Here is a 23,020-nt window from a genome sequence, read left to right as displayed (position 1 = left end):
CCCCTCGAACGGGCAGGATCGTCGCCGCGGTGTGTGACCCCTGTGCTCTACGCCCCCGCCAGGGCGATGACCCCGATCAGGATCACCGGGACGACGATCAAAATGAGCAGTGCCGTGACCCACAGCCGGCCGGCCGTGTCGTCCGTGCCCCCGTAGGGGTCGTCCGGGGGGCGGGTGTCGCGGGAGCGGCGGGCGGGGAGGCGGAAGCCGCGGCCGGTGCCCCGGGCGGGCGGCCGGGCGGGCCGGGTCTCTTCCCGTTCCGGCGGTGCCGCCGTCCGGGTGGCGGTGTCGAACAGCGCCTTCCAGCCCTTGTCGCCGAAGCCGGTGGGCCGGCCGTCGTCGAGCAGCTGCCGCAGCACCGCGCGGCCCCGCCCGCCGTGGCCGTGCCACAGTTCCGGCAGGAAGCGCGGCAACAGGCCGGGGACGCTGCCCTGTTCGGTGTACGGGCGCACCAGCTCGTCGTAGAGGAGCACGGCGGTGCGGACCCGCATCCGGCCGTCCGGGCCGGTGACCGGGTCCTCGTCGCGGTGCCCGCCGCCCGGGCCGAGGAACAGATGGGCCAGCAGGAGGCGTTCGCAGACGGCGCGGGTGTCGGTGGCGGGCCGGTGCGGGGCGCGGTCGACGAGGACGCGGGCCGCGCGGTCGGCCTGTGCCGCGGGGAGGCCGTACTCCAGCACTTCCAGGAGCACGTCGTCGGTGCTGTTGTGCAGGTAGCGCGCGGCGTCGTCGCCGTTCTGGTGGAGTGCCCTGCGCAGGACGTCCGCGGTCACCTCGCGCGGGAAGCCGCTGTCGGCCCGGACGGCCTGGCGCGGGTCGTGGGACTGCCCGCCGCGCTCCTCGTACGGCGGGTCGTCAGGCGAGTCGTACGGCTGGGGCCGGTCCTCGCGGGGCCGGTCGTACGCTTCCCGGGCGTACGTCTCCCGGTCGTACGCGGGCCGATCCGGGCTCTCGTACGGCCGCCGGTACGTCTGCTGTTCCTGGTCCTGCCGCAGGTGGTCGAAGACCCGGTCGTCGTACGGCGCCTCCGCGGGCCGTTCGTACACCGCCTCATGGGGCGGGTCCGTACGGGAGCGGCGGTGGTCCACGGCGTGGCTGAGCCACTTCAGCGCCTCGTGCACCAGGCGGACGCGTTCGTCGAGGCGTTCCTGTTCGAAGACGTGGCGTTCGGCCAGCGCGCGGCGCGTCTCACGCAGGGCTTCGGGGTCGTAGCGGTACTCCAGGTAGTGCTCGACCAACCGTTGTGCGGCGTCCCTGGCCTGGTCGCCGTGGACGGGCGGACCGTCGTCCGGGCCGTCGCCGCCGGACGTGCCGCGCCCGGCCCGTGCCGGGTCCAGTCGGGTCAGCTGCTGGTCCTGGGTGGCCGACTTGGGCCAGCGCGGCACGAAGACGTAGCGGAACGGTCCGCCGTCCCGGGTGTCGTGGGTGGCGAAGGACCAGGAGTCGGGCAGTGCGGGCCCCACCAGCTGCCGCAGCCCCCACAGGACGGGGACCGGCCCTTCGCCGCCCGTGTGGTCCAGGACGGACAGGCGCCGGCGGGGGCGGCGCAGGCGCTCGGCGAGCACCGCCGTCAGCTCCTCGGGGAACCGCCCGGTCCGCTCGGTGAGCGCCGGTGCCGTACGCTCGGCCGCCGCCCACAGCACCCGGGCCGGTACGCACTCCAGGGTGCGGCCCTCGGCCTCCCGCAGGTTGATGCCGCTGCCCTCCCAGCGCCAGTCGTGCAGGCCCAGGCAGCGGCCGGGCGTGAGCACCGACGCGCTGCCCAGCAGGGCATGCGAACAGGTGCTGGGGCGGCCGCCGCGGTCCCGGTCGGGAATCCGCCGGAGCAGCAGGACCGACCGCTCGGCGCCCGGCTCGACGGGCAGTTCCACCCGGGCCAGGCTCTCGCGTGCCGTTTCGTCGGGGACGCGCAGCAGCGGGGCGATCTTGCGGTAGAGGGGCTTCAGCCCGTCCCGGTTCCCGGACCAGGCGACCGGCCCCACACCCGCGCCGCCGACGGCGTGGTCCGCGTCCCAGCGGAAGACGATCTGGTGCACCGCTTCGGTCGCGTTCACAGTCCCACCTCCTGGGGGTCGGCTCCGGGCAGGAGCCCGCACATCGCGAAGACCGACAGCAGCGGGGTGAGCACCCGCCGCGGACGGACGCCTTGCGGGAAGCCGCCGGCGTCCTCCTGGCCGCCGGTGGCGGACGCGAAGTGCAGGGTGCACCGCGCGCAGTCGGCGAACGGCTTGAGCCAGGCGGGCCCGCCGTGGTGCCGCAGGAAGGCGTAGACGTCGCGGCTCTCCGCGCGCAGGGCCCGCGCCGACGGCCGGGCGTTCTCGGGAGCGGTCAGCCAGCGCGCCACCGCCGGCTCGAAGCGGATCAGGTCGCTCTTGCCCACTACGATCGCGGCCGCCGCGTCCACGTACGGGCCGTCGCGCCCCACCCGGTCCAGCACGGTGCCGAACGAGCGGTCGCCGAGGTCGTCGGTGCGCTGCTTGGTGCGGTCGCGCACCGCGTCCAGATACGGCAGCGGCAGCGCGCGCAGCGGGTCGACGACGAAGATGAACGCGCTGACGGCGGCCAGGAACCGGGTGACCCGGCCGGTGCGCTCCAGGTCCTCGCCGGACAGGTCGAAGAAGACCACGGGCCGGGTGGTGCCGCCCCGGCTGACCAGCAGCCCGTCGGCGAACTCGGCGAAGTCGGTCTGCTCGGTGTGCGCCAGCATCTCGCCCGCGCGCAGCCTGAGCACCCGGTCGTCGAGGTAGGAGCGGTGCGAGTCGGTGTGCAGCGGGACGGCCTTGAGCCCGTGCGCGTCCAGCGCTCCGCGCTCCACCTCGCCGATCATCGAGGCGAGCAGGTGGGTCTTGCCCGCGCGGGAACTGCCGACCATGGCCACCGTCAGCGGTTCGCCGTTGGTGAGGTAGGGCGCGGGCAGGTAGTGCTCGGGCATTCCGGCCGTGTTGCCGCAGATCTGGAACGCCTCGCGCAGCGCGTCCTGGCGGCGCAGCGGATTGTGCTCGCCGGACAGGTCGAGGCGGACGAAGGTGCTGGTCTCGTCGCGTACGTACAGCCGGTCCTCGTCGAAGGCGATCGGGTCGAGGCAGTACGGGCACACCACGGGGCGGGGGCCGGGGCCCATCGGGTACGTGCTCACCGGCGTCCTCCCATGCCCGTACGGCCGGCGCCGAAGAGCGCGCGCAGTCCGCGGCCCGGCGCCCGGCCGGGTCCGGTCTCCGGCACCGGATCGCCGTCCAGGCCCAACGCGGCGCGTTTGCGGGCCAGTTCCTCGTCGAAGGCGCGGCGCCCCGGGTCCAGGGGGTCGGCCGGGAGCGGACGCCCCTGGAGCGGGTCCTGCCGGTTGAGCATCCGCAGCACCTCGGCGGGGTGGCCCCGCTCCCGTGCCGTAAGCGCGAACGCGCCGGACAGCACGCCGAGCGCGGGCAGCCGCGCGAGGTCGCGCGGCGGCCCGTCCGGGTCCCCTTCGCGGCCGGTGACCAGGTGGTACATCACCTGGGCCACGCTCCACAGGTCGTCGCGCGGGTCGGCGGTGCCGTGTCCGGCGCGCTGCTCCGGCGCGGCCCAGGGCGCCTCGCCGAGCGCCTCGCGGGGGTGTCCCGCGCGGGTGGCGAGGCACGGTTCGGGCAGCCGGACGTGGCGGCCGTCCCACCGTACGGTGTGCGGCGTCAGCCCGCGGTGCACCACGTCGACAGCCTCCAACAGCCGCACAGCCAGGACGAGTTCACTACGGATGCGCTCCTGTTCCTTGACCGTGGCCCGGCCCGCGAGCGCCGCCAGCGGGCGTCCGCGGGCGGGCTCGTAGAAGACGAACGGCTCCCGTACGTCCAGGTGGTAGCCGCCGAACCGGGCGAACAGCTGGTGGTACGGGGCGTCGCCGAACGCCCGGCGCACGGCCAGGCCGACGCCCACCTCCGCCTCCAGCCGGTCGCGGGCCCGGTGGTCGCCGCGCGCGGTGTGCGCGAGGCGGTACTGCATCACCCGCCAGTCCTCGCCCAGCGTCATGGGCCGGGCGCGCAGCGGGTGCCGCTGCTGCCCGGCGGGCAGCTCGTCCCAGCAGACGGCCAGTAGCCGCGCCGGCGTGCCTTCGTCCGTGAAGAAGGCCAGCTCCGCGCGGTCCCGCGCCGGGCGGCCGCCGTTTCGCGCCGCACCGTCCTGCGGCGCGCGGCCGGAGGTCCGTACCGCCTCCTGCCGCTCCCCCCACTCGTTCATGACGCCCCCTCGTTCATGGTGCCGACGTCCCCGCGCAGCCGGACCGTGCGCACCGATCCGGTACGCAGCGGCAGCAGCCGGAAGACCCCGGCGTAGCGGCCGGCCGGTGTCCACACCATGTCGTCGGCGGGCGGCGGGCCGCCGCCGTGCCGGGTCACGTCCGGGGCGAAGCGCACCCCGCGGGCGGCATGCCGGTCGCGGGAGAGCAGCCGGCGGTGTTCGGCGGCGCAGAGCGGGACGGTGCCGGTGCCGTCGCCGTGCGCCTGGAGGACGCGGGTGACCCGGTCGGGGGCCAGGCCGAGCAGGACGGCCGGGTCCGGCCGGGAGGCGGGGTCCCGGGCGAAGGCGGGCGCCGCGGCGACGCCGTCCCTGGCCAGCCGGGCGCTCTCGCCGTCGATCAGGGCCCGTACCTCCCGGTCGACGGGGAGCGCGGCGGCCGCGCCGGGGTCGCGCTCGATGGCGCCCCAGTACGGGTCGAGGATTCCGGCGATGCCGTCGGCGAGGTCGCCGACGAGGGTGGCGACCAGTTCGGGCCCGCCGTCGCCCGCTTCGCGTTCCAGCCAGGGGACGGGCACGTCGTCGGGCGGGATGTCGCCCGGTGCTGGCGCGGGGCCGTCCGCGGTCTGCCGGGGCGGCGGGTCGGTGTCGGCGAGCGGGTCCTGCCAAGGGGTGGCGTGCGCGGTGTCCGCGTCAGCGGCACCGGCGCCGTCCCGTCCGCCGGGCTCCGGTTCGCGGTCCCAGTTGTCCCAGTCGTCCCAGCTCTGCGCGGTGTCGTCGTACCGGGAGTCGGCCGTCCCGAAGGAGTCGTACGACGGCTGTGGCGCGGCCCGCCGGTCGTACGACGGGCCGAACCAGTCGTCGTCCAGGAGGCCGGCCGGCGGTGCCTGCGCGCCCGCCCGCCCACCGCCGTCGAGGCCCGCCGCGGGCACCGGTTCGCGGCCCTCGGCGGCGGCCGCCGCGCGGCGGATCATCCCGGCCACCGCCCGCGCCCCGTCGGCGCAGTACAGCCGGGCGTCCGCCAGCAGCCAGTCGTGTACGACGGCGTCCGCCAGCAGCCCGTCGAGGCAGTGCAGCACGTCCCGCCCCTCCGGACCGCCGCCCGCCGCCCACCAGGAGTCCAGGGCCCCGGTCCACCGGCGTACGGCCAGCAGCGGCAGCGCGATCAGCGCCACCAGCAGGGTACTCATCCCGAGCCAGGCGGGGACCGCGAGGGCGTGGCCGAGGGTGATGCCGGTGGCCGCGCCGACCAGCCCGGCGCACAACTGCGCCAGGGCGCCCGACTGTCCGCCGCCGTCCAGGTGCCCGTCCCCGGCGCGGCCGGGGCGGCGGGCCAGGGCGAGCGCGGTCAGCCCGGCGGCGGCCAGCGCCACGAGCGGGCCCAGCGCCCAGCCGGGCCCCGGCCACAGCCCCGCCGCCGCGGCCACGGCACAGCCGCCGGCCAGCTCCCCGTACGCCGCGCCGCGCACCTCGAACGGCCGCGGCCCGGCCAGCTGCCGCGGCAGGTCCGGCGGGCACAGCTCGTCGAGCCGGCCGAGGCGGGCCGCGCTGCCGGTGGGCGTGGCCAGGTCGGACAGCGCGCTGAGCCGGGCCGCCGTCGAACGCAGCGGCAGCCGGCGCGCCAGCAGGTTCTGTGCGAAGCCGCGCAGGCCGGGGCCGATCCGGTCGCGGGCGGCCTCCGGCACCCGCGGCAGGTCGATGCCGTGCTCGTACAGCCGGCGGCGCTGTTCCGGGGGCAGTCCCACGCCGTCGCCGTCACGCAGGGTCTCGGCGACGGTCTCACGGTAGGCGGCCAGTTCGGCGGCGACGGCGTCCAGGCTCTCGGCGAGGTCGGCGTCCCCGCCCGGGCCGCGCAGCAGGCCGCCCGCGCCGCGCTGCCGTTCGTACACCTCCTCGGCCTCGTCCAGCGCCGCCTCGCAGGCCCGGAACCGCTCGTCGGCCTCGCCGCCCGCGCGCCGCCACTCCGCGCGCTCCACGCTCCGCGGCATGCCCGCGCCGACCAGCGGCGCCAGGACGGCGGGCACGCCGCCCGCCTCCGGGTCGGCGACCGAGATGCGGCCGCCGGGGTCGTCCTGGCCGACCAGGTCGGCCAGCGCCTGCCGCCAGACGCGGGCGCGGGCGGTGGGCGAGAGGTCGTGCTCCAGGACGCGCAGGGCGGGCACGGCCACGCCGTCGGGGACCTCCGCGACGGCGTGCAGGACGGCGTCGAACACGGCGGGTGCCGCGAGGAGTTCGAGAAGCGGGCGGAGCGCGCCCGCGTCCTCGTGCGGCGCGGGGTCGGCGGCCGTGCCGCCGTGCGGGTCCAGGACCCACAGCACGCCGACGGCGGGCGGGCGCAGCGGCGAGGGCCGGTTCAGGGCCCAGGGCGTCGGCGCGGGCGGTACGGCGATGCCGTCGCCCGGTTCCGCGGGCGGGGCGCCGACCGCGACGCACAGCGCATGCCCGGATCCGTAGGAGAGGACCTGTTCGTAGGTCCGCTGGTGGCGGGCGAGGCCGTCGGCGGTGTCCACGAGCAGGAAGCGTTCGGCCTGTTGCCCGGCGGTGCCGTCGAGCGCGGCGCGGACGGCGCGGTGCAGTCCGTCCGCGCCGGCCAGGTCGCCGGGGCCGTCCCGCAGGTCGAGGGTGACGACCGGAGCGGTGGTCCGGGAGCTCACAGCAGGTCCTCCTCCCTCGGCTCCTCGTCCCACGGGTCGGCCCACAGGTCGTCGTCACCACGGTCCGCCGGGCGCGCCGTCCCCTCGGGCTCCGGGCGCCGCTCGTGCGGCCCGGTCTTCCGGCGGGGCGGCGGCTCGTACGGGTCGGCCGCGTGCCGCTCGTCCGTGTGCCGTTCCTTGGCGTGCCGTTCGGGCCCGTACCGTCCGCTCCCGTACGGATCGGTCTCGTACGGATCGGCCCCGTAGGGATCGGTCCCGTACGGTCGGGTCCCGCGCGCCCGGTCCTCCCTTGCCGGCTCGTGCCCGTTGACCTGGTGCAGCCGGGGCGGGGAGCCGCCGTCCCTCGGCGACCGTGCCTGCGCCAGGGCGTGCAGCGAGGGCCGGTTGGCCCGCAGGCCCCGGGGGAAGCGCAGTTTCAGCGCGCCGTCCAGGGTCGTGGTCCAGAAGTGGAGCAGCGGCTCGATCCACTCCTGGTCGTCCGCGTCCAGGTCGCGGGCGCGCTGCCGCAGCCGGGCGGCCTGCTGCGGGGCCACCTTGCGCAGGAAGGTCCAGAACAGCGGGTCCGGGTCCCTCGGTGTGGTGCTCAGCCCGTCCGGCAGGGCCTCCATCAGCACCGAGCAGAAGTCCTTGACCGCGGACCCGGCGTCCAGCAGCGCCCAGCGCTCGTACGCCCGCAGCAGGTCGGACCAGCTGGAGACGTCCTGGTCGTACGGCTCCAGGGCCAGTGTCATGGTGGCCGAGTCGCCGCTGCGCAGCCGGAAGCAGACGCTGTCCGGGGAGAGCGGGTCGCCGCTGACCTCGACCCGGCCGTTCCACATCGCGCACAGCATGCGCTGGAGCACCCGCTGCCGGTCGCTCTCCGTGCTGGCCAGCCAGGAGTCGCGGTAGCCGGTGCGCTGGCGCCACTGGAGGTGGTCCTCGCGTCCCTCCCGCTCCCTGGCCCGGCCCCACAGGCGCAGCACCTGCCGCACCTCGGAGATGTCGGTCAGGCTCATCTCGCTGCGGAACAGCACGACGGTGATGGATTCGGTGGGCACCGCGCGGAATTCGGCCGGCAGCCGGTTCTCGTCGCGCGGCAGCAGCAGCGACTGCTCCAGGAAGCGGTCCACACTGCCCTTGGCCTTGGTCTGCGGGCGCACGATGAGCGTCTTGAGCTTCCCGGTGCCGTCCGGTGTGAACCCGGCCGGCAGCAGGCCCGCGAGCTGGGAGCGGAACTGGTCGAGCCACTTCTCGTCCACCGCCTCGACGGACTCCTCGTCGCCGGACGCCGCAGCGAGCAGGTCGCCCAGGGAGGGCAGCAGCGGGCGCTCCTGGTGGACGCCGGCCTCCCCGAACAGCTTCTTGATACGGGCCTCCAGGACCTGCTTCACCTCCTTGACGACGGCGCGCGGCGAGCGCTGTACGGCTTCCAGGGCGTGTTCCCAGTGCTGCGGTTCGATGATGCGGACGAGCAGCGCGGCCTCGTCCTGGCTGTCCGGGATGCCCTCCCGCTGGAGGAGGCGGGTCAGCACGTCGTCGTAGAAGGCGTCCAGGGTGTTCTGCGGCGGGAGGAGGTAGGACACGCCCGTGCGGTCCTCGCGGTACAGCTCGCGGCGCCGCTCGCGGAACAGGTCGTTCTCCTCCTCCTCGTGGTCGCGGAAGGCCCGTACCAGCGCGGTCAGGTCCTTCATGGCCCGGTCGGCGAGCGGGCGCCAGCGGGGCTCCTGCTCCTTCCACCGGGTGTGCCAGACCCGGCAGGCCGCCCAGCGGTACCAGGCGTCCTGCTCCTGGAGGGCGGCGTCCACCTCGGGGTCGCCCCAGCGCGCGGGCACCACACCGGCCATCCGGCGGCCGATGCGCGGCACCTGCGGCGGGCTGGTGTCGACCCCCTCGGGGCGCTGCGGGCGGTTGCGCCGGTTGTCGAGCATCCCGGAGAAGCCGGCCTGCGCGACCCGGTCGCGGTCGCCCGGGTTGCCGGTGAACACCCGCTCCAGGCGGAACGGGTCGTGCTTCTTGAGCAGGGAGAGCAGTCCGCGGCGCGGGTTGAAGCGCTCCGCCAGCTCCACCGAGCGGCGGTCCAGCTGCCGGTCGAGCTGGGCGAGCTGGTCCTCCATGTCGCCGACCCGGTCGCGCAGCGCCGTGGTGATGTTCCTGGCGCCCCTGGGCAGCGGGTCGGGCGCCTCCACCTTCAGCGCCTCCCGGGTCCAGATGTCCTCGATGCCGGACTCCTTGAACGCCTCGGCGACCAGCGCCCGCTGGTCGCTGCCGCCCTGGCGGGCCCGCTCCACCAGACCGCGTACGGCGCAGGCGAGCATGCGGGCGGCGACGATCTCGGCGAGTTCGTCGACGGGCACGGTCATGGAGGCGGCCAGCGCGGTGGACATGCCCTGCAGGCCGATGCCGGTGGCGGCGGCGGCCGACCGGCTGGTGCCGCGGTTGACGAAGCTGGCGGCGAAGGACTGGTACGCGTCGTCGGCCCGGCCCCGGACGTTCTCCTCGCCCAGGTCGGTGCCGATCAGGGAGGTGACCATGGCGGTGATGGAGCGGCGCAGGTCGTCGGGGCGCATCCCGGCGGTACGGCTGAAGAGGAACGCCGTCTGGACGGTGGAGGAGCGCAGGCTGACCGTCCCCAGCTCCGGGTAGTCCACGCTCAGCGAGCCGCGCTGTTCCCCGTGGCCGAGGACGTCGGAGGCGTCCGCCGCGTTCTGGTCGTCGACTAGGTGCGAGAGGTCCACCAGGGCGCGGGCGGCGTTCAGTTCGGCCTCCCGGCCGCCGCCGGACTCCGGCGGGAACGCCGACGGCATCACGACCAGCGGATAGATCTTGGCACCCGGCAGGTTCACCGAGTGGAAGGCGTGCCCGAGCAGGTGGAGGAAGTCGTAGAAGATCCCCGCGCCGGTCCCGCCCGCGACGGAGAAGGCCACGAACACGTCGTAGCCGCGGATCTGCCCGCCGCCCAGTTCCTGGAGGTCGCCCGCCGAATTGCTGAGCGCGTCGATCGCGTCGCGCAGCGGGCCGAGCACCTGGTCGGGACCGTTGCGCATGGTGGCGAACAGCGCGGCCCGGCCGACGGTGGGCAGCTGTCCGGCGCCGGTGTGCAGCGGGGAGACGCGGGGCTCGTCGATCCGCGGCGGCAGCCAGCCGACGGTCTCGTCGTGCTTCGCGATGCGCAGCATGCGGGTCATCTCGGGCGAGTTGTCGTAGGTGGGCAGCAGGTTGTGCACGGCCCGGGAGGTACGGGCGAAGGCCGCCGCCTCGGGGCCGCGCGCGCTCAGGTGCGGCACCCGGTCGAGCTCGCTCTCGCTGAAGTCCGCGTAGACGAACTGCAGGCAGTCCGGCAGCTGGAAGGGGGCCCGCTGCGTGCCGCGGCCGACCAGGTCGGTGCCGTCCGGTCCGCACAGCTCGCGGCGCAGGTTCCGCTCCAGCTCGGCCCCGATCCGGGCGCCGGTGCCGCCCAGCCCCAGGAACAGCATGGGCTGGTAGATCTTCATGGTGTCGCTCCCCTCGTCCGCCCGTCAGGGGCGGCCTGTGCTGCGGGTTGTGGTGCTGCCGGGGGTCCGGGCGGCGGGGTGCGCGGGCCGCCGCCCGGTGGCGCGGACGCCTCAGAACGCGCCGTCATAGTCGGCCGATCCGCTCGCCCCGCCCGGACCGCCGGCTCCGGCCGGGCCGGGCTGCCGGCCATTGCCGTTGACTGAAGGGCCGCGCCCGGCGGGCGCGGCGCCCCGGCCGAACCGCCCGGTGAACCGGCCGGCCGTGCTCCGGCTGCCGGCCCCCGTGCCCGGCCGGCGCCCCTGGCCCGTGCGCTCCCGGCCCGGTCCGCGCCCGCCGCGCACGAACAGTTCCAGGTCGTGGTCGAGGGAGACGGGCGCGCCGCGCGGGACCGGCTGTTCGCCGCCCCTCGGGGCGCGCAGCCGCAGCCCGTCGCCCCTGCGCTGGAGCCGGTACGCCTGCGCCGCGCCCGCGTCCCGGCGGCGCAGGCCGGGGCGCGGCGAGGTCGGGTTGTCCACCGCGAAGCAGAACGTGCGCGTGCGGGCGCCCCGTACCTTCAGTTCGCCCAGCGTGGTGCCGTCCCGGCGCAGTTCGAGGACGAGCCCTTGCAGTGATTCCTGCCTGCGCGCGGCGGTGGCGCGGATGGCGATGACCGCGGCGGCCGCGAGCAGCAGCCCGGCGCCGCCGACGACCGCCCACCACCAGCGGTCCCACCAGGTGGGCGCGGGGGTGACGGTGACGGTCAGGAAGGCGGAGCCGACCTCCCGGCCGCCGTCGGTCCGGTCGGTGACGGTGATCCGGCCGCCGGCGTCGCCCGGCGGTGCGCCGGAGCCGAAGGAGAGGGTGAAGGGCACCGGCTGCTGCGCGCCGGGCGCGACGCTGACGGTGGCCGGGCTGATGCGCAGGGCCGCCGCCGTGGACTGGTCGGCCAGTCCCAGCCGCAGGGTGTGCGGGCGGCTGTCGTTGTTGCGGGCGACGAGCTTGCCGCCGACCGTGCCGCCGGGGTGCACCTCGTGGCCCTCCAGCGTCACCCCGGCCACCACCGGCGCGGGCCCCGAGGAGACGCGGGTGTCGTACGGCCGCCGGTCGCCGGTGACGCCGGGCGCGGCGATCGCGCCGGTCAGCCGCAGCGCGCCGGAAGCCGTCTTCGGGACCGTGACCGAGGCGCCGAACAGCACGTCCCCGGCCTTGTCGTCGGGCCCCTCGCCGTCGTCGCGCAGCGGCACGTCCACCGGCTCGAAGCCGTCGCCGGACAGCTGGGCGGCGGCCTGCACCCCGGCGAGCTGCGCGGGGTCGGTGATCACCACGCCGCGCCGGGTCTGCAGCCGCATCCGTACGACGACGTTCTCACCGGGCCGGGGCGCGGACGGCTCCAGGGTGACCGACGAGCGCAGCACGCCCTGCCAGATGGCCCGTACGGTCGCGGGCTGGTCCCGGTGCCCCTCGGGCGCGGACAGCTTCACCCGCCACTTCCCCGGCAGCGGGTCCTTGACCCGCAGCGCCTCGACCGGCCCGTCCTGGCCGCTGACCTCGAAGCGGGAGCCGTCGAACTCGCCTTGCAGGGGCACCTTGCGGCCCTTGGGGTCGTAGTAGGCGGCGGTCACCCGCGGGTCGCGCTTGGTGACGGTGATCGAGCCGTCGGTGGCGATCGGCGGGATGGTCACCTCCAGCTCGCCCGGCGGTTTGCCGCTGGTGCCCTGCTCGACGCGGGCGCAGCGGGCGGCGGCGAACGCGCCCTGGAGCGCCCGGTCCACATCCGCCGCGCCGTCCACGACCTCCGGCCGCGGCCGGGCGCCGGGCAGGTCGGCGCAGCCGTTGCGGTAGCCGCCGTCGGCCATCTGCTGGAGGGCCTTCTTGTCGATGCCCTTGCCGAAGCCCAGCGGCCAGATCTGTACGTGCTCGCGGCGCGCCCGGTCGAGCACCTCGCGCAGCCGCTTCTCGCCCTCCTGCCGCCGGGCGGCGGGGTCGGCGCCGTAGGCGGGGCTGTCCTCGACGTTCAGCTTGCCGTCGGTGAGCAGGAAGACGACCTTGGCGGCGCCTTCGGTGCCGTTCTCGCGCAGCCGGGTCAGGGCCTGGGTGAGGGCGGCGGGGAAGTCCGTGCCGGGGCCGAGGCCGGCGCTCGCACGGTCGGTGAGGCGGCGGACGCAGTCGCTGATGCGCTGGCGGCCGGCGGCGTCCACGACGGTGGGCGGGCAGACTTCCCGTACGGGCTGCTGGCCCTCCTTCTCCGCGCTGCCGAAGCCGATGACACCGGCGCGGGACCGTTCGGAGATCTCGCCCTGTCCGATCAGCGCGGCGGCCTCGGCCTCACGGGCCAGTGCGTCCTTGTCGATGCTGGCCGAGGCGTCCACGACGACGGAGAAGTCGACGGGTGCCGGGCCCGCCGTCGGGGCGGTGGGCGCGGGCGCGGCCCAGGCGGGCGGCGGGCCGAGCGGTACGGTCGCGCAGAGCGCGGTCAGGGCCGCGACGACGGCGCGGCGCGCCCCGCGCCGGGCCCGGTGCTTCGCGTTCACCACAGTCCTCCGGCCAGCGCGCAGGTGCCCCCGGCGGCCAGGCAGCCGACGCCCCAGCGCAGCCAGCGGTATTTGGTGCCGAGGATGCGGCCGAGGGCACACGCCTGCTCGACGGCCCACTGCCCGGTGTCGCGGCCCGCGAGGGCGACCCGCGGCAGCAGGGTCTCGGCGGACGCGCCCCGGGTCAGCTGCGGGAAGAAGGTCAGACAGCCGTCCGCCGCGGTACGGGTGCGGGGCAGCACCGCCGCGACGAACATGGCTATGCCCAGGGTCCAGAGCACCGTGCCGGTGATCAGCAGGGCGGCGCGGACGGCGGGCATCGCCAGGAGCTGCCCGTCCCGGCCGAAGAGCAGCACGAGCGCCGCCGTGGCGCCGGTCATCATGACGGACGCCTTGGTGTCGGCCCGGCTGATCTCCTCGCGTACGGCTTTCAGCAGGCGCTCGGCCACGAAGTCGGGGCCGGCGGCGGAGGCGGCGCAGTGGCAGGCCCCACGGGCGGGGGCCGGTGCGGATACGGGCGCGGGCGGAGCGCAGGTGGTCATTCGTCCCCCCAGTCCAGGCCCCGGCCGCGGCGCGGCGCGGGCTCGTCACGGTGGTCGTCGCGTTCGGCGGCGGGCTGGACGCGGTCGGGCTCGTAGACCCGGCCGCGGTCGTTCCGGTCGTACGGGGTCTCGGCGCGCTCGGTGGCGTACCCGCCGTCGTCGCCGTACCGGTCGTCGCTGCCGTACCGGTCGTCGTACGCCGGATCCCCGTCCGCGGGCCCCCGTCCGGGCTCCGGCGCGGCGTCCGGATCGGGTTCGCGCGCCCAGTCCATCCGCTGCCGCTCGCGGACCCGTTCGCGCTCGGCGCCGTGCGAGCCGTCCTCCAGCTCGCGCCGCCGCGGCTGCTCCAGGAAGGAGTCGGCCGCCCGCCCGACCACCCCGCTCGTCGTCGAGCGCAGGAAGTCGATGGCGGCCAGGGTCTGGTCGTTGAGGTCGTGCCGTTCGATCAGGCCGCCGTCCACGAAGCGGAACACCGTCTCGATGGACAGGGCCCGCTCCTCACGGCGTTCCTGGAGGATCGCCTGATGGATGTCCCAGGCACGGGCCTTGTCCCGGGCCATGAACCACGCGATCCGGCTGTCGTCGCTGCCGCTGAGCATCTCCTGGAGCTCGGTGGCCCGCATCCGGGTCAATTCCTGTTCCCGCCGTTCCTTCTTCAGTTCTTCCGCGTGCTGCCGCCGCGCGAGGTCGCCCTCGTGGTCGATCTCGGTGCGCTGCCGCTCCGCGCTGATGCCGCGTTCGCTCAGGTCGATCCGTACGAACACATCCGTTTCCAGGCCCAGTTCCTCGCCCAGCCGCAGGTCGGCCAGCTCGGCCTCCACCGCCCGGTCGGCCCGTTCCGCCTCGCTGATGCGGTAGCGCCTGGTCACCCCGCGCAGCGCCTTGAGCAGCACGGGCGAGAAGTACCCGGCGAGGTCCCAGACGTTGGCGCAGACCGTCGCGTAGGCGTCCACGACGCGCCAGCGCACCTCCACGGACGCGCGGAAGGACTCCGCGTCGCCCGCCGCGGGCAGTTCGGTGCGGAACTCGGTCACATGCCAGCCCATCCGCACCTCCATGACCCGGAACGGGCCGCGGAAGAGCGGTTTGTCGACGTCCTCGCGGCGGTCCGGCCACACCACGCTGTAGCCGCCGTTCTCGTACCGGAGCACCGCGGCCACCTGCATGCTGGGCCGCCGGAACCGTCCGGACGACTCGTACTCCCGGACCAGCGGCCCCCGCACCGCAGCTCCGCCTCCCGGCCCCTGCCCCGCGGGCGCGCCCGGCCCCGGCCCCTGGCCGTGCTGCGCGCCGTTTTGGCCGTCTTGCGTCATCGTCGTCCCTCTCCTTCCAGCACCGCCCGCATCCGGGCGGCCGCCCGGGGGGCGAGCGGTTCGTCACTGTCCCGCTCCAGCCGGGCGACGAGCAGCAGCAACCGGTCCCGGTCGCGCCGCCCCTCCACCAGCCGGGGCAGGAACGCGCACAGCACGTCGAGCTGCCGCTGGTCCTTGGCGGCCCGCCGCATCCAGCGGCCCGTCTCCTGCTGCGCCGCGGCGCCCGAGCGCGCCGTACCGAGCGCGGTGTGCACCAGGTCCGCCAGCCAGGGCGCCCGCTCCGGATGGGCGGCCAGCAGCGCCGCCATCAGCGGCCAGGAGCCGTACGGCTCCAGCGCGGGCCGGTCCTTGAGCCCCCACAGGTGGGAGGTGCGGGTGGACAGCGCGCGCAGCACCACCATCAGCGCGAGGTTCTGGCGGGTCTGCCGCCGGTCGCCGAGCCAGCGGGCCAGCCGCCTGAGCACGACGTCCGGTTCGGGGCCCGCCAGCAGCCGTACGACGCTGTACGAGGCGGCGTCGACGGACTTGCCGTCGTCCTCGCGCGAGCCGATCCGGCCCAGTTCGTCCAGGGAGGCGGCGACCGAGCCGGCGGCGAGGCCGTATCCGTGGGCGAAGGCGGCCGTCTCGCGGGCGGTCCGGTCCTCGCCGCGTGCCCAGTCGCGCAGCAGGCCGCGTACGGCGGGCTGCACCTCCGGGGCGCGGGACGCCTCGGCGAGCGCGGTGGCCGCGGCCATCTGCTGCACCGGGCTGTCGGCGCGGGCGAGCGGCAGCAGCAGTTCGGAGAATCCGTAGAGGTAGTCACGGGCGCACAGCGCGCCCGCGGTGATCGCGGCGCGCACCCACATCTGCGGGCGCTGGTCGTCGCACAGGGACCGCAGCCAGCGGGTCAGCGGGCCGCGGGCGTTGTGGTAGCCGTCCCACGCCTCGAAGAGGACGGCAGTGGCCAGCCTGCGCCCCTGGAAACGCGCCACCCGTACAGGGATCGCCGCGTCGCCCAGGTCCTCGACGCCGCGGCCCGGTACGGCGCGGGCCGCCGCCAGCCGGGCGGCGGTCTGCGCGGTGAACAGCGAGCGGCCCGGCGCGTACTGGGGGTCGAGGGTGACCGCAAGCTCCCAGGCGAGGAGTTCGCCGGCCTCGGTCACCAGGCTCTCCGCCGAGCCGTTGAAGACCGCGAGCGACAGCCGCAGGGCCGCGGCGCGCAGGGCGGGCAGCGCCTCGGGGAGGGTGCCGGGCCGGTCGGCGCCGGCGAACCACTCCTGCGCCTGGTGCGGCGCGAACCAGGCGCATTCGCGCAGGAGTTGGGCGTCGTCGGTGTCGCCCTTGGCGTGCGCGGCGAGGTGGGTGGCGAGCCGGGCCGCCTCGCCCGGCCGCAGCTCGTCCAGGCCCAGTGCCTGCCGTACGTCGGGGCGCCGGGCGTTGGTGAGGGCCAGGTGCCGCAGCTCCAGCGGCGCGTCGGCGAGCAGGTCGGCCACATGGCGTCCGAGGACGTCGTCGGCGGGCGGGGGCACGCACAGCGCGCCGTAGCGGCCGCGCACCAGCCGGTCGGCGAAGTCGCCGCTGCCCACGACCAGGACGCCGTACGCGCCGCGCCCGGCGAGCAGGGCGCTGAGCCGGTCCAGGTGCAGTTCGGAGGGCCGGTGGCCGGTGCCGTCGCCCTGGTCGGCGGCGGCCACGGAGGTGTCGTCGGCGGGCAGTTCGAGCAGGTAGCCCCGGCCGGCCTCGAACTGGTCCTGGTCGACGCTGCCGAGCGCGGTGGACGGGTCCAGGCGGGACACTCCGGAGGCGATGTCCTTGAGGAGGGCGAGACCGGTGGTCGTACGGCCGGTGCCGTGCTCGCCACAGAGCGCCAGCAGGTGCGTGCGCTCCAGCCGGGTGCGCATCGCGTCGTAGCCGGGGGCCGGGCAGTAGATCCGGGCCAGGTGCTCCAGTTCCTCGTCCGGCACCGGGCCGTCGACGAAAACGGTGTCGGCGCCGGCTCCGACGCGGATCTGGGTCTGGTAGAAGGTGTTGCCGTCGTAGATCTGGCTGTCGCCCTCGACGTGCAGGTTGGTGCGGGCCTCACGGGCGGTACGGGCGCCGCCCGCCTCCCCCGCGCCACCCAGCGGGCTGCCTTTGGGAGCGTCCAGCCGCGGTTTCTCCTCGGGCTGTTCGGGGCTTTCGGCCCGGCCGTCCTTGGCGGCCTTCGCGGCGTCGTCGTCCTTGGCGGGCCTGCCTTCGGGCTGTGGCGGGGGCTGCTCGCCGGCGGGTGCGGCCCCGTCGTCGACGTCCGTCATCGGGCACCGCCTTCGGCTCCGGTGCCGTCGTCGGCGGCGTCCGCCGCGGGCCGTGGCGGTGCGGCGTCGCCCTGCGCCGCCGCGGCATCGCCCTGCCGTACGCCCGTGAAGTCCCCGTTGAAGGTGTTGCCGTCGTAGATCTGGTTGCTGCCGCCGATGTGGTCGAAGCGGTACTTGGCGGCGTACGCGGCGGGCTGCGGCGCGGGGGCCGGGGCCGTACCGGCGGCCGGTCCGGGCCCGGAAGCGGGCGGCGGGACCGTACCCCCATGCCCCGCCCCGCCGCCCTGCTCCGGCGCCGGGCCCCGGGCCGCGCGCACCCCCGTCGCGCACGGCCGCTCCTGCGCCCGCACCGCCTCGTCCGGCGGTGCCTCCTGTGATGTCGCGTCCGGCAGCGGCGGCCGCGGCAGCCGGGGGACGTGGAACCACGCCTCCTCGTCCGTCTCCTTCTCCGAGACCCGCGCCTTGCGGTAGTACTCGGGTTCGATGCAGGTGCCGCCTTCCGCCACCACGTCGCGGTACAGCGAGTCGGAGACCACGAACAGCAGCGGCGCCGGGTCCGCCAGCCGCATGATGCTCCTGGCCGTGCCGCTGTCGCACAGCCGGCAGGCGAGGTCCACCGCGCGGCCCGCGAGGCCCTTCTCGTCCCGGACGACCGGCCCGGCGTGCATGGCGACGCGCAGCCGCAGCGGCTCCGCGCGCCCTTCGTTGACCTGCCGCAGCCGCTGGTAGACCCCTTCCAGCCAGGGCCCGACCAACTGGGCGGAGGGTACGTGCGGGTCGAGCGCGACGAGGACGCCGTCCCCGCGGTCCTCCAGGTGGAAGGACTCCTCGGTGACGCCCACGGCGGCGAATCCCGCCTCGAAGACGTCGTACATCGCCTCGCGCATCCGCAGCTTGGCACGCAGCCCCAGCCGTCCGGATCCGCAGACGTCTCCGCTGACGACGAGTCGGTGCAAGGCTTCCGTGCTCACTGGACCTCCTGATGGGTGCCGACGTGCAGCAGCATGGCCGGGGCGGGAGAGGGTGGCTGTAGCCGTTTACACAGCCGGCGGAGATTCCTCGGGACGCAGGGGAGCGGGCCCGCCCGCCGCCCGGCCGCCGACCGCGCGCCCCTCGGCGAGCAGCCGCAGCAGCGCGAGGTCGAGCACGGCCAGCCGCCGCGGCCCGGTCCGTACGACGCCCTCCTCGCGCAGCAGCCGCAGGGCCTTGGCCACCGCTTCGCGGGTGGAGCCGACGGCCGCCGCGAGGTCGTGCTGGGGCAGCGGCAGATCGACGTCGACACCGCCCTCCCCGGGGTGCCCGGTGCGCTCGGCCAGCTCCACCAGGCGCGCGGCGAGCCGCTGCAGCACCTTCTCCGAGGCCAGTGACCGCCGTTCGCCGTCCGAGCTGCGCAGCCGGGAGCTGAACTGCCGCATGATCAGTACGGTCGCGACGGGCCGGGCCGCGAGGTAGCCGCGGAACCGGTCGCCGGGCACGACCACCCCGTCCAGCGGGCCGAGCGCGGTGACGGTGGCGCTGCGCGGGCGGTGGTCGACGGCGGCCTGGTCGCCGACGACCTCGCCGCTGCCGCGCAGCGCGAGGATCAGCCGCACGCCCCGCTCGGTCTCCAGGGAGACGCTCGCCCAGCCGCTGACGATCGCCACGACGAAGGTGGTGGTGTCGTTCTCCCTGAGGACGACCTCGCCCGGCGCGTATCCACGGGCCCGGCCGAGCGCGAGCAGCGCCCGCCGGTCCTGCGCCGGCAGCGCCCGCAAAAAGGGCCTGCCGTCCTCGAAGAGACTCATCCGTCCCCTCCCCCGATGTTGCGCTCACCTCGTCCCCGGACACCCGGGACCCATGCTTGTGGTCGCCCTGAGGACCCGGCCCGGTTCCTCAGCGTGGCGGAGAAATGGGCTCGTCTCTGATTTCTTTCGTTACAGGCGAGGTTCTTGCGTGAATTGATCGAGCTGTGCTCGGTTGAGTTACAGAACAGTAGGGACCCGACCAGCCCCCGTCAACGCTCTCCCGCCACTCAACTCATCGCTCAGACAAGGGCGTTGACCTCACCGAACACGTGTACCTCGACGCGCCCGACGGCACCGCGACGGCGCATACCGCGCGTGCTGCAACGGCTACGGTGAGGGTTCATCGGTGTTCCAACTTACGTACATACGACGCCAGTTGTGACGCGCGAACGACGAACTACCGCTCGAATAGGTGTATTTACCGGAACCGGGCGGCCATTCGGTCAGCCGTCCTGCCGGTCCCCGCGCTCCGCCTGCTCCAGCCGGTACACCACGTCGAGCAGATCCATCACCTGCTTGCGGCGGGCCTGCGACAGCTGTCCCGCCCGGAGGATCAGCAGCCGCGCCTCGCTCCCCTGGAGCGCCTCGCCGATCCGGGCCTGTTCGGCCGCCAGGGCCGTCAGCCGCTCGTCGAGGGCCGCGCCGGCCGTGTCGTCGACGAAGTACGCCGTCGGTACGCCGAAGAAGCGGGCCAGCGCCTGGAGGTGGCGCAGCGTCGGATTGGTCTTCTTGCCCTTGCGCAGCTGCCAGATGTAGCTCTGCGAGATCGGCACCCCGGTGCCGCGGATCGCCGCGGCCACGCTCTCGTTGCTGTACTCGTGGGCGGGGTCCGGCCGCACGCTCGCGAAGAGCCGGTTCAGCTTCGCGGAGAGACTGCGCTCCGCGTCCTCGGGCATGGGGTCCACCCTTCGGCCTGGGCCGCCGTTTCCACTGAGGTGAAACGGCGCTGGGCAACTTTGTCGGAACTGGTTGAAGAGCGTCAAGCCCCGGGCTACGGTACGGCCTACCCCGGCCTCGACTGAGGTGAAAGCCCGTCTCTTCGAGGGATCGACACAGGTCTATACCGGCTCCGGGGACCGGCACCGGCCGGGCGGCGACCCGCACCCAGAACGGAGATCACCGGACATGTCACTCGCTCCCGACCCGGCCGCCGTCCGCCCGCCGAACGGCGAGACGGCCTTACCGCTCTACGCCCGGATCAGGGCGAAAATCAGAATGGACATCGCCTCGGGCCACTACGCCCAAGGCGATCAGCTTCCCCCGGCGGAACAGCTGGCCAGGAAATACGGGGCCAACAAGAACACGATCCTGCGGGCCCTGCGCATGCTGCGCAGCGAGGGGGTCATCGACTTCGGCCGGGGGCGCGGCGCGGTGGTGCTCCACTCCTTCAGCCCGGTGCACATCGACGACATCTGCGCCCAGTTGCAGCGGGTGGTGAATCTGGCGGACGCCTCCGGAATTTCGCGGTCCGCCGTGATCTCCTCCATCGAGCGGATGCCGCGGGTCACGGCGCGGAACGTGCGTACCCAGCGCGGGCCGCTGACCACACGCCCGCCGCAACGGCTGACGTGAGGAGTGTCGCCCTGTACATGACCAATCGGAAAGGGAAATTCCGCGGAATGCGCGCCGACCGCCGATGGTGCCACGGAAGCCTCTGCGGAGCGTGAGCAAGAAACCAGGAAAGCCACACCGATCGGCCTCACCGGAGGTACCGGTTCCGCCCCTCGTACCCGCTGGTGACAGCCCCTGCCGGACGCCGCGCGACGATCTGCCGGGCGCGGCGACCCACCGTGTTGGGGCCCGGTGGAGCCTTGATCGTTCCTTGACCATTGGCGACGATTTTCCGCAGCGGCCCGCGATTCCCGGAACGGAACGCCTTTCCGGCGGGACCGGCGCGTCGGGAAACGAGGAATATGGCGGGGCGGAAACAGGGCGGAACACGGTGAAGGGCAACTCGCACTGCTGGGGAAGTGCAAGCTGTCCGCGCCACACCGGCGACCGGCCGGCGCACACCGCCGCGTAGCCGGTCCGGACGGCCCCGGCACACGCGACCGCCCGGCCGTCCGCCCGCGCCCTTCGCACCGTCGCCCGCCGACGCGCAGCCGTCCCGCGGCTCTCCCGCGTCCGCCCACTTCCGCGGCGCCCGACCACCAGCACTTTCGCATGCCCCGTCCGGCAGACAGGAGCGTTGCAGCACCGTGAGCGACTTCGGCACACCCATGCCCGGCCCCGCGCGCGCGGCGGGCGAACCGCACTGGAAACCGTCTCTGGGAAAGGTCGGACGGCTCACCCCACGCGAACGGGAGACCTTTCTCCTGCTCGCCGAAGGACTGTCCAACGAGTCGATGGCGCGACGGCTCTACGTCACCGAAAGGACCGTACGCGCCCATGTCGCCGCGGTCATGGCCAAGCTCGAACTCGATTCGCGGCTGGCCGCCTGCCTGGCGTCGTACGCCTTCGCCGTACACAGCTGTACCGGCAGGTGTCCGGGGATGCTGGCCGCATCGCATTCCTGACACCGCCGAATACTGTCGCCGCGGCCAATGGAGGCGGCCGGGGCGGCCCGACAGAATTTCTTTCGCACCGGGAAAGAACCGGCGCACCCGGCGCATTCCCGCCGGGGAAAGACATGTGAAAGGAATGAAGATGTCGGACGCATTCGACCTGGACGCGCAGATCTCCACCCCCGCCGGCCCCACCGGGGAGCAGGCGCCCACGCCGTCCATCTCCTCGATCGCCACCCGCACGGTCTGCACCAAGGTCGGCTGCAAGGTCACCAAGACCTGCGCCTGCACCTCGATGTGCACGATCTTCTGCGTGGCCCCCAAGTAATCGCAGGCTGAACGCATGACGGGTGCTGCCGTGGTGCAGTCACGGCAGCACCCCGTCCTCGCGGAGTGCGCGCAGCACGCCGAACAGACAGGAACCGACCATGCAACTCGCCCCTCACGATAGCGGCACCTGGGTTCGCACGGCAGACGCCGAACTCGTGCGGCGCGCGCATGCCGCCGTCCGGCACATCGTGGCCGCGACCACGACCACCGCGCAGGTCGACGACCTCGTGGTGCGCGCCGCCGAGCAGAGCGGTACTTGGGGCGGCTGGTACCCGCCGGGCCTCGCCCAGGGCCAGGCCGGCCTGGCGCTGCTCCACCTGTACGCCGCGCGGGCCGGGCTGGGCGACCTCGACACCGCCTCCGGCCACATCCGCGAGGCGGTGCTGTCCACCCAGGTCGAACCCCTGGAGTTCCACGCCCTGTTCGCCGGCACCAGCGGCCTGGCCTTCGCGCTCGCGGACGTCACCCGCGACGAACCCCGTTTCGGCCCCAGCCTGGACCGGATGCACGAGCGCCTCGCCGACCAGGTCCTCGCCGCTCCCCCGCACCGCACCGAACGGGCCGTCAGCGACCTGGACTACGACCTCGTCACCGGGGCGGCCGGAACCCTCGTGCACCTCAGCTCCGTCGCCGCCCCCGGCGAGCGGGTCGCCGAGGCCGCCGCCGCGCTCGCCGACTACCTGATCTGGCTCGCGGGGCCCGCGGAGACCGACGGCACACCGCGCCGCTGGCTCATCACCCCCGCGTACTACCCGCCGGTCGGCGACTACCACGCGAAGTATCCGCACGGCTATCTGAACCTGGGCCTGTCGCACGGCGTGCCGGGCGTGGCCGCGGCGCTCGCCGCCGCCTGGGAGGCGGGGCACCGCCGCCCCGGCCACCTGGAGGCCCTGGACACGCTCACCCGCTGGGTCCGTGACCAGGCGGGCTTCGACGCGTACGGCCCCACTTGGAGCGACGGTACGCCCGTCGACGAACACGGCCGGGAGGGGACGGCCGGGTGCGGGCACGACCGGATCGCCTGGTGCTACGGCGCCGCGGGCGTGGCCGGCGCGCTCCTGACCGTCGCCTCGGCCACCGCCGACGACGAGCTGCGCGCCGCCGCCGTCCGGGCCTTCGACGGAGTGCTGGCCCGTGCCGAGCACATCCGGCCGCTGTCGCCCACGCTGTGCCACGGCCTCGCCGGACTGGTCATGCTCGCCCTGGACTTCGCGCCCTGGAGCCCGGCCGCCCGCGACCGGCTGCCGGAGCTGGTCGGGCAGTTGCTCGACGCGTACGACCCGGACCGGCCGCTCGGCTTCGCCGACGTGGAGGAGCCCGGCCGTCCCGTCGACGACCCGGGGCTGCTCACCGGCGCCGCCGGCGTCGCCCTCACCCTGCTCGCCGCCGTCGGTGACCAGCGGCCGCACTGGTTCCGCGCCTTCCTCGCCCGGTGA

At 74.9% G+C, this 23,020-nt stretch carries 16 protein-coding genes; 4 read left to right on the top strand and 12 right to left on the bottom strand.

Annotated features, from left to right (window positions below):
• Positions 1 to 47: 47 nt before the first annotated feature.
• The 12 genes from ADK86_RS40760 to ADK86_RS12630 all read right to left on the bottom strand — a co-directional run bounded on the left by ADK86_RS40760 (position 48) and on the right by ADK86_RS12630 (position 19,646).
• Entirely contained in the window at positions 48 to 2,051 is a 2,004-nt protein-coding gene (locus tag ADK86_RS40760; RefSeq protein ID WP_053696683.1) for a hypothetical protein, read from the bottom strand.
• Positions 2,048 to 3,133 (bottom strand): TRAFAC clade GTPase domain-containing protein, encoded by a 1,086-nt coding sequence (locus tag ADK86_RS12680; protein WP_053696682.1) that lies wholly within the window; start codon positions 3,131 to 3,133, stop codon positions 2,048 to 2,050. The genes ADK86_RS40760 and ADK86_RS12680 overlap by 4 nt, the downstream gene beginning before the upstream one ends.
• Positions 3,130 to 4,206, bottom strand: a complete 1,077-nt coding sequence (locus ADK86_RS42220; protein ID WP_053696681.1) for a hypothetical protein — start codon at positions 4,204 to 4,206, stop codon at positions 3,130 to 3,132. The genes ADK86_RS12680 and ADK86_RS42220 overlap by 4 nt, the downstream gene beginning before the upstream one ends.
• The gene (locus tag ADK86_RS12670; protein WP_053696680.1) at positions 4,203 to 6,857 is read right to left on the bottom strand and encodes a hypothetical protein; all 2,655 of its coding nucleotides are present in this window, start codon (positions 6,855 to 6,857) and stop codon (positions 4,203 to 4,205) included. The genes ADK86_RS42220 and ADK86_RS12670 overlap by 4 nt, the downstream gene beginning before the upstream one ends.
• Positions 6,854 to 10,327, bottom strand: coding sequence for a tubulin-like doman-containing protein (locus ADK86_RS12665; RefSeq protein ID WP_053696679.1), 3,474 nt, complete (start codon positions 10,325 to 10,327; stop codon positions 6,854 to 6,856). Before ADK86_RS12665 ends, ADK86_RS12670 begins: the two co-directional genes overlap by 4 nt.
• Positions 10,328 to 10,438: 111 nt before the next feature.
• On the bottom strand, positions 10,439 to 12,838 hold the full coding sequence (locus ADK86_RS12660; protein WP_159393843.1) for a vWA domain-containing protein: 2,400 nt from the start codon (positions 12,836 to 12,838) through the stop codon (positions 10,439 to 10,441).
• Positions 12,835 to 13,380: a Pycsar system effector family protein gene (locus tag ADK86_RS43115; RefSeq protein ID WP_053696677.1), complete on the bottom strand. Its 546-nt coding sequence runs from the start codon at positions 13,378 to 13,380 to the stop codon at positions 12,835 to 12,837. The genes ADK86_RS12660 and ADK86_RS43115 overlap by 4 nt, the downstream gene beginning before the upstream one ends.
• On the bottom strand, positions 13,377 to 14,693 hold the full coding sequence (locus ADK86_RS12650; protein WP_159393842.1) for a hypothetical protein: 1,317 nt from the start codon (positions 14,691 to 14,693) through the stop codon (positions 13,377 to 13,379). Before ADK86_RS12650 ends, ADK86_RS43115 begins: the two co-directional genes overlap by 4 nt.
• Positions 14,690 to 16,966, bottom strand: coding sequence for a hypothetical protein (locus tag ADK86_RS12645; protein WP_053696675.1), 2,277 nt, complete (start codon positions 16,964 to 16,966; stop codon positions 14,690 to 14,692). Before ADK86_RS12645 ends, ADK86_RS12650 begins: the two co-directional genes overlap by 4 nt.
• Positions 16,963 to 17,937: an adenylate/guanylate cyclase domain-containing protein gene (locus ADK86_RS43110; RefSeq protein WP_063788982.1), complete on the bottom strand. Its 975-nt coding sequence runs from the start codon at positions 17,935 to 17,937 to the stop codon at positions 16,963 to 16,965. Before ADK86_RS43110 ends, ADK86_RS12645 begins: the two co-directional genes overlap by 4 nt.
• Positions 17,938 to 18,003: 66 nt before the next feature.
• Positions 18,004 to 18,750 carry a Crp/Fnr family transcriptional regulator gene (locus ADK86_RS12635; RefSeq protein ID WP_053696674.1) on the bottom strand — a complete coding sequence of 249 codons (747 nt, stop codon included), beginning with the start codon at positions 18,748 to 18,750 and terminating at the stop codon, positions 18,004 to 18,006.
• 443 nt (positions 18,751 to 19,193) lie between these two features.
• Complete coding sequence (locus tag ADK86_RS12630) at positions 19,194 to 19,646, bottom strand: helix-turn-helix domain-containing protein (protein ID WP_053696673.1); 453 nt, start codon at positions 19,644 to 19,646, stop codon at positions 19,194 to 19,196.
• 229 nt (positions 19,647 to 19,875) lie between these two features.
• Here ADK86_RS12630 and ADK86_RS12625 point away from each other — a divergent pair, with 229 nt between their 5' ends.
• From ADK86_RS12625 to ADK86_RS12610, 4 genes are all read left to right on the top strand, one after another.
• Entirely contained in the window at positions 19,876 to 20,322 is a 447-nt protein-coding gene (locus tag ADK86_RS12625; protein WP_053696672.1) for a GntR family transcriptional regulator, read from the top strand.
• 626 nt (positions 20,323 to 20,948) lie between these two features.
• On the top strand, positions 20,949 to 21,266 hold the full coding sequence (locus tag ADK86_RS12620; RefSeq protein WP_003980832.1) for a response regulator transcription factor: 318 nt from the start codon (positions 20,949 to 20,951) through the stop codon (positions 21,264 to 21,266).
• A gap of 130 nt (positions 21,267 to 21,396) precedes the next feature.
• The gene (locus ADK86_RS12615; RefSeq protein WP_030181863.1) at positions 21,397 to 21,582 is read left to right on the top strand and encodes an FDLD family class I lanthipeptide; all 186 of its coding nucleotides are present in this window, start codon (positions 21,397 to 21,399) and stop codon (positions 21,580 to 21,582) included.
• A 157-nt stretch (positions 21,583 to 21,739) separates the two neighbouring features.
• Positions 21,740 to 23,020 carry a lanthionine synthetase C family protein gene (locus tag ADK86_RS12610; RefSeq protein WP_078952020.1) on the top strand — a complete coding sequence of 427 codons (1,281 nt, stop codon included), beginning with the start codon at positions 21,740 to 21,742 and terminating at the stop codon, positions 23,018 to 23,020.

Origin of the sequence: Streptomyces sp. NRRL F-5755 (assembly GCF_001279365.1) — a bacterium.
GTDB classification, from domain to species: domain Bacteria; phylum Actinomycetota; class Actinomycetes; order Streptomycetales; family Streptomycetaceae; genus Streptomyces; species Streptomyces rimosus.
The sequence above is the reverse complement of the archived record's forward strand: the minus strand, read 5'-3'. Positions and strand labels throughout refer to the sequence as shown.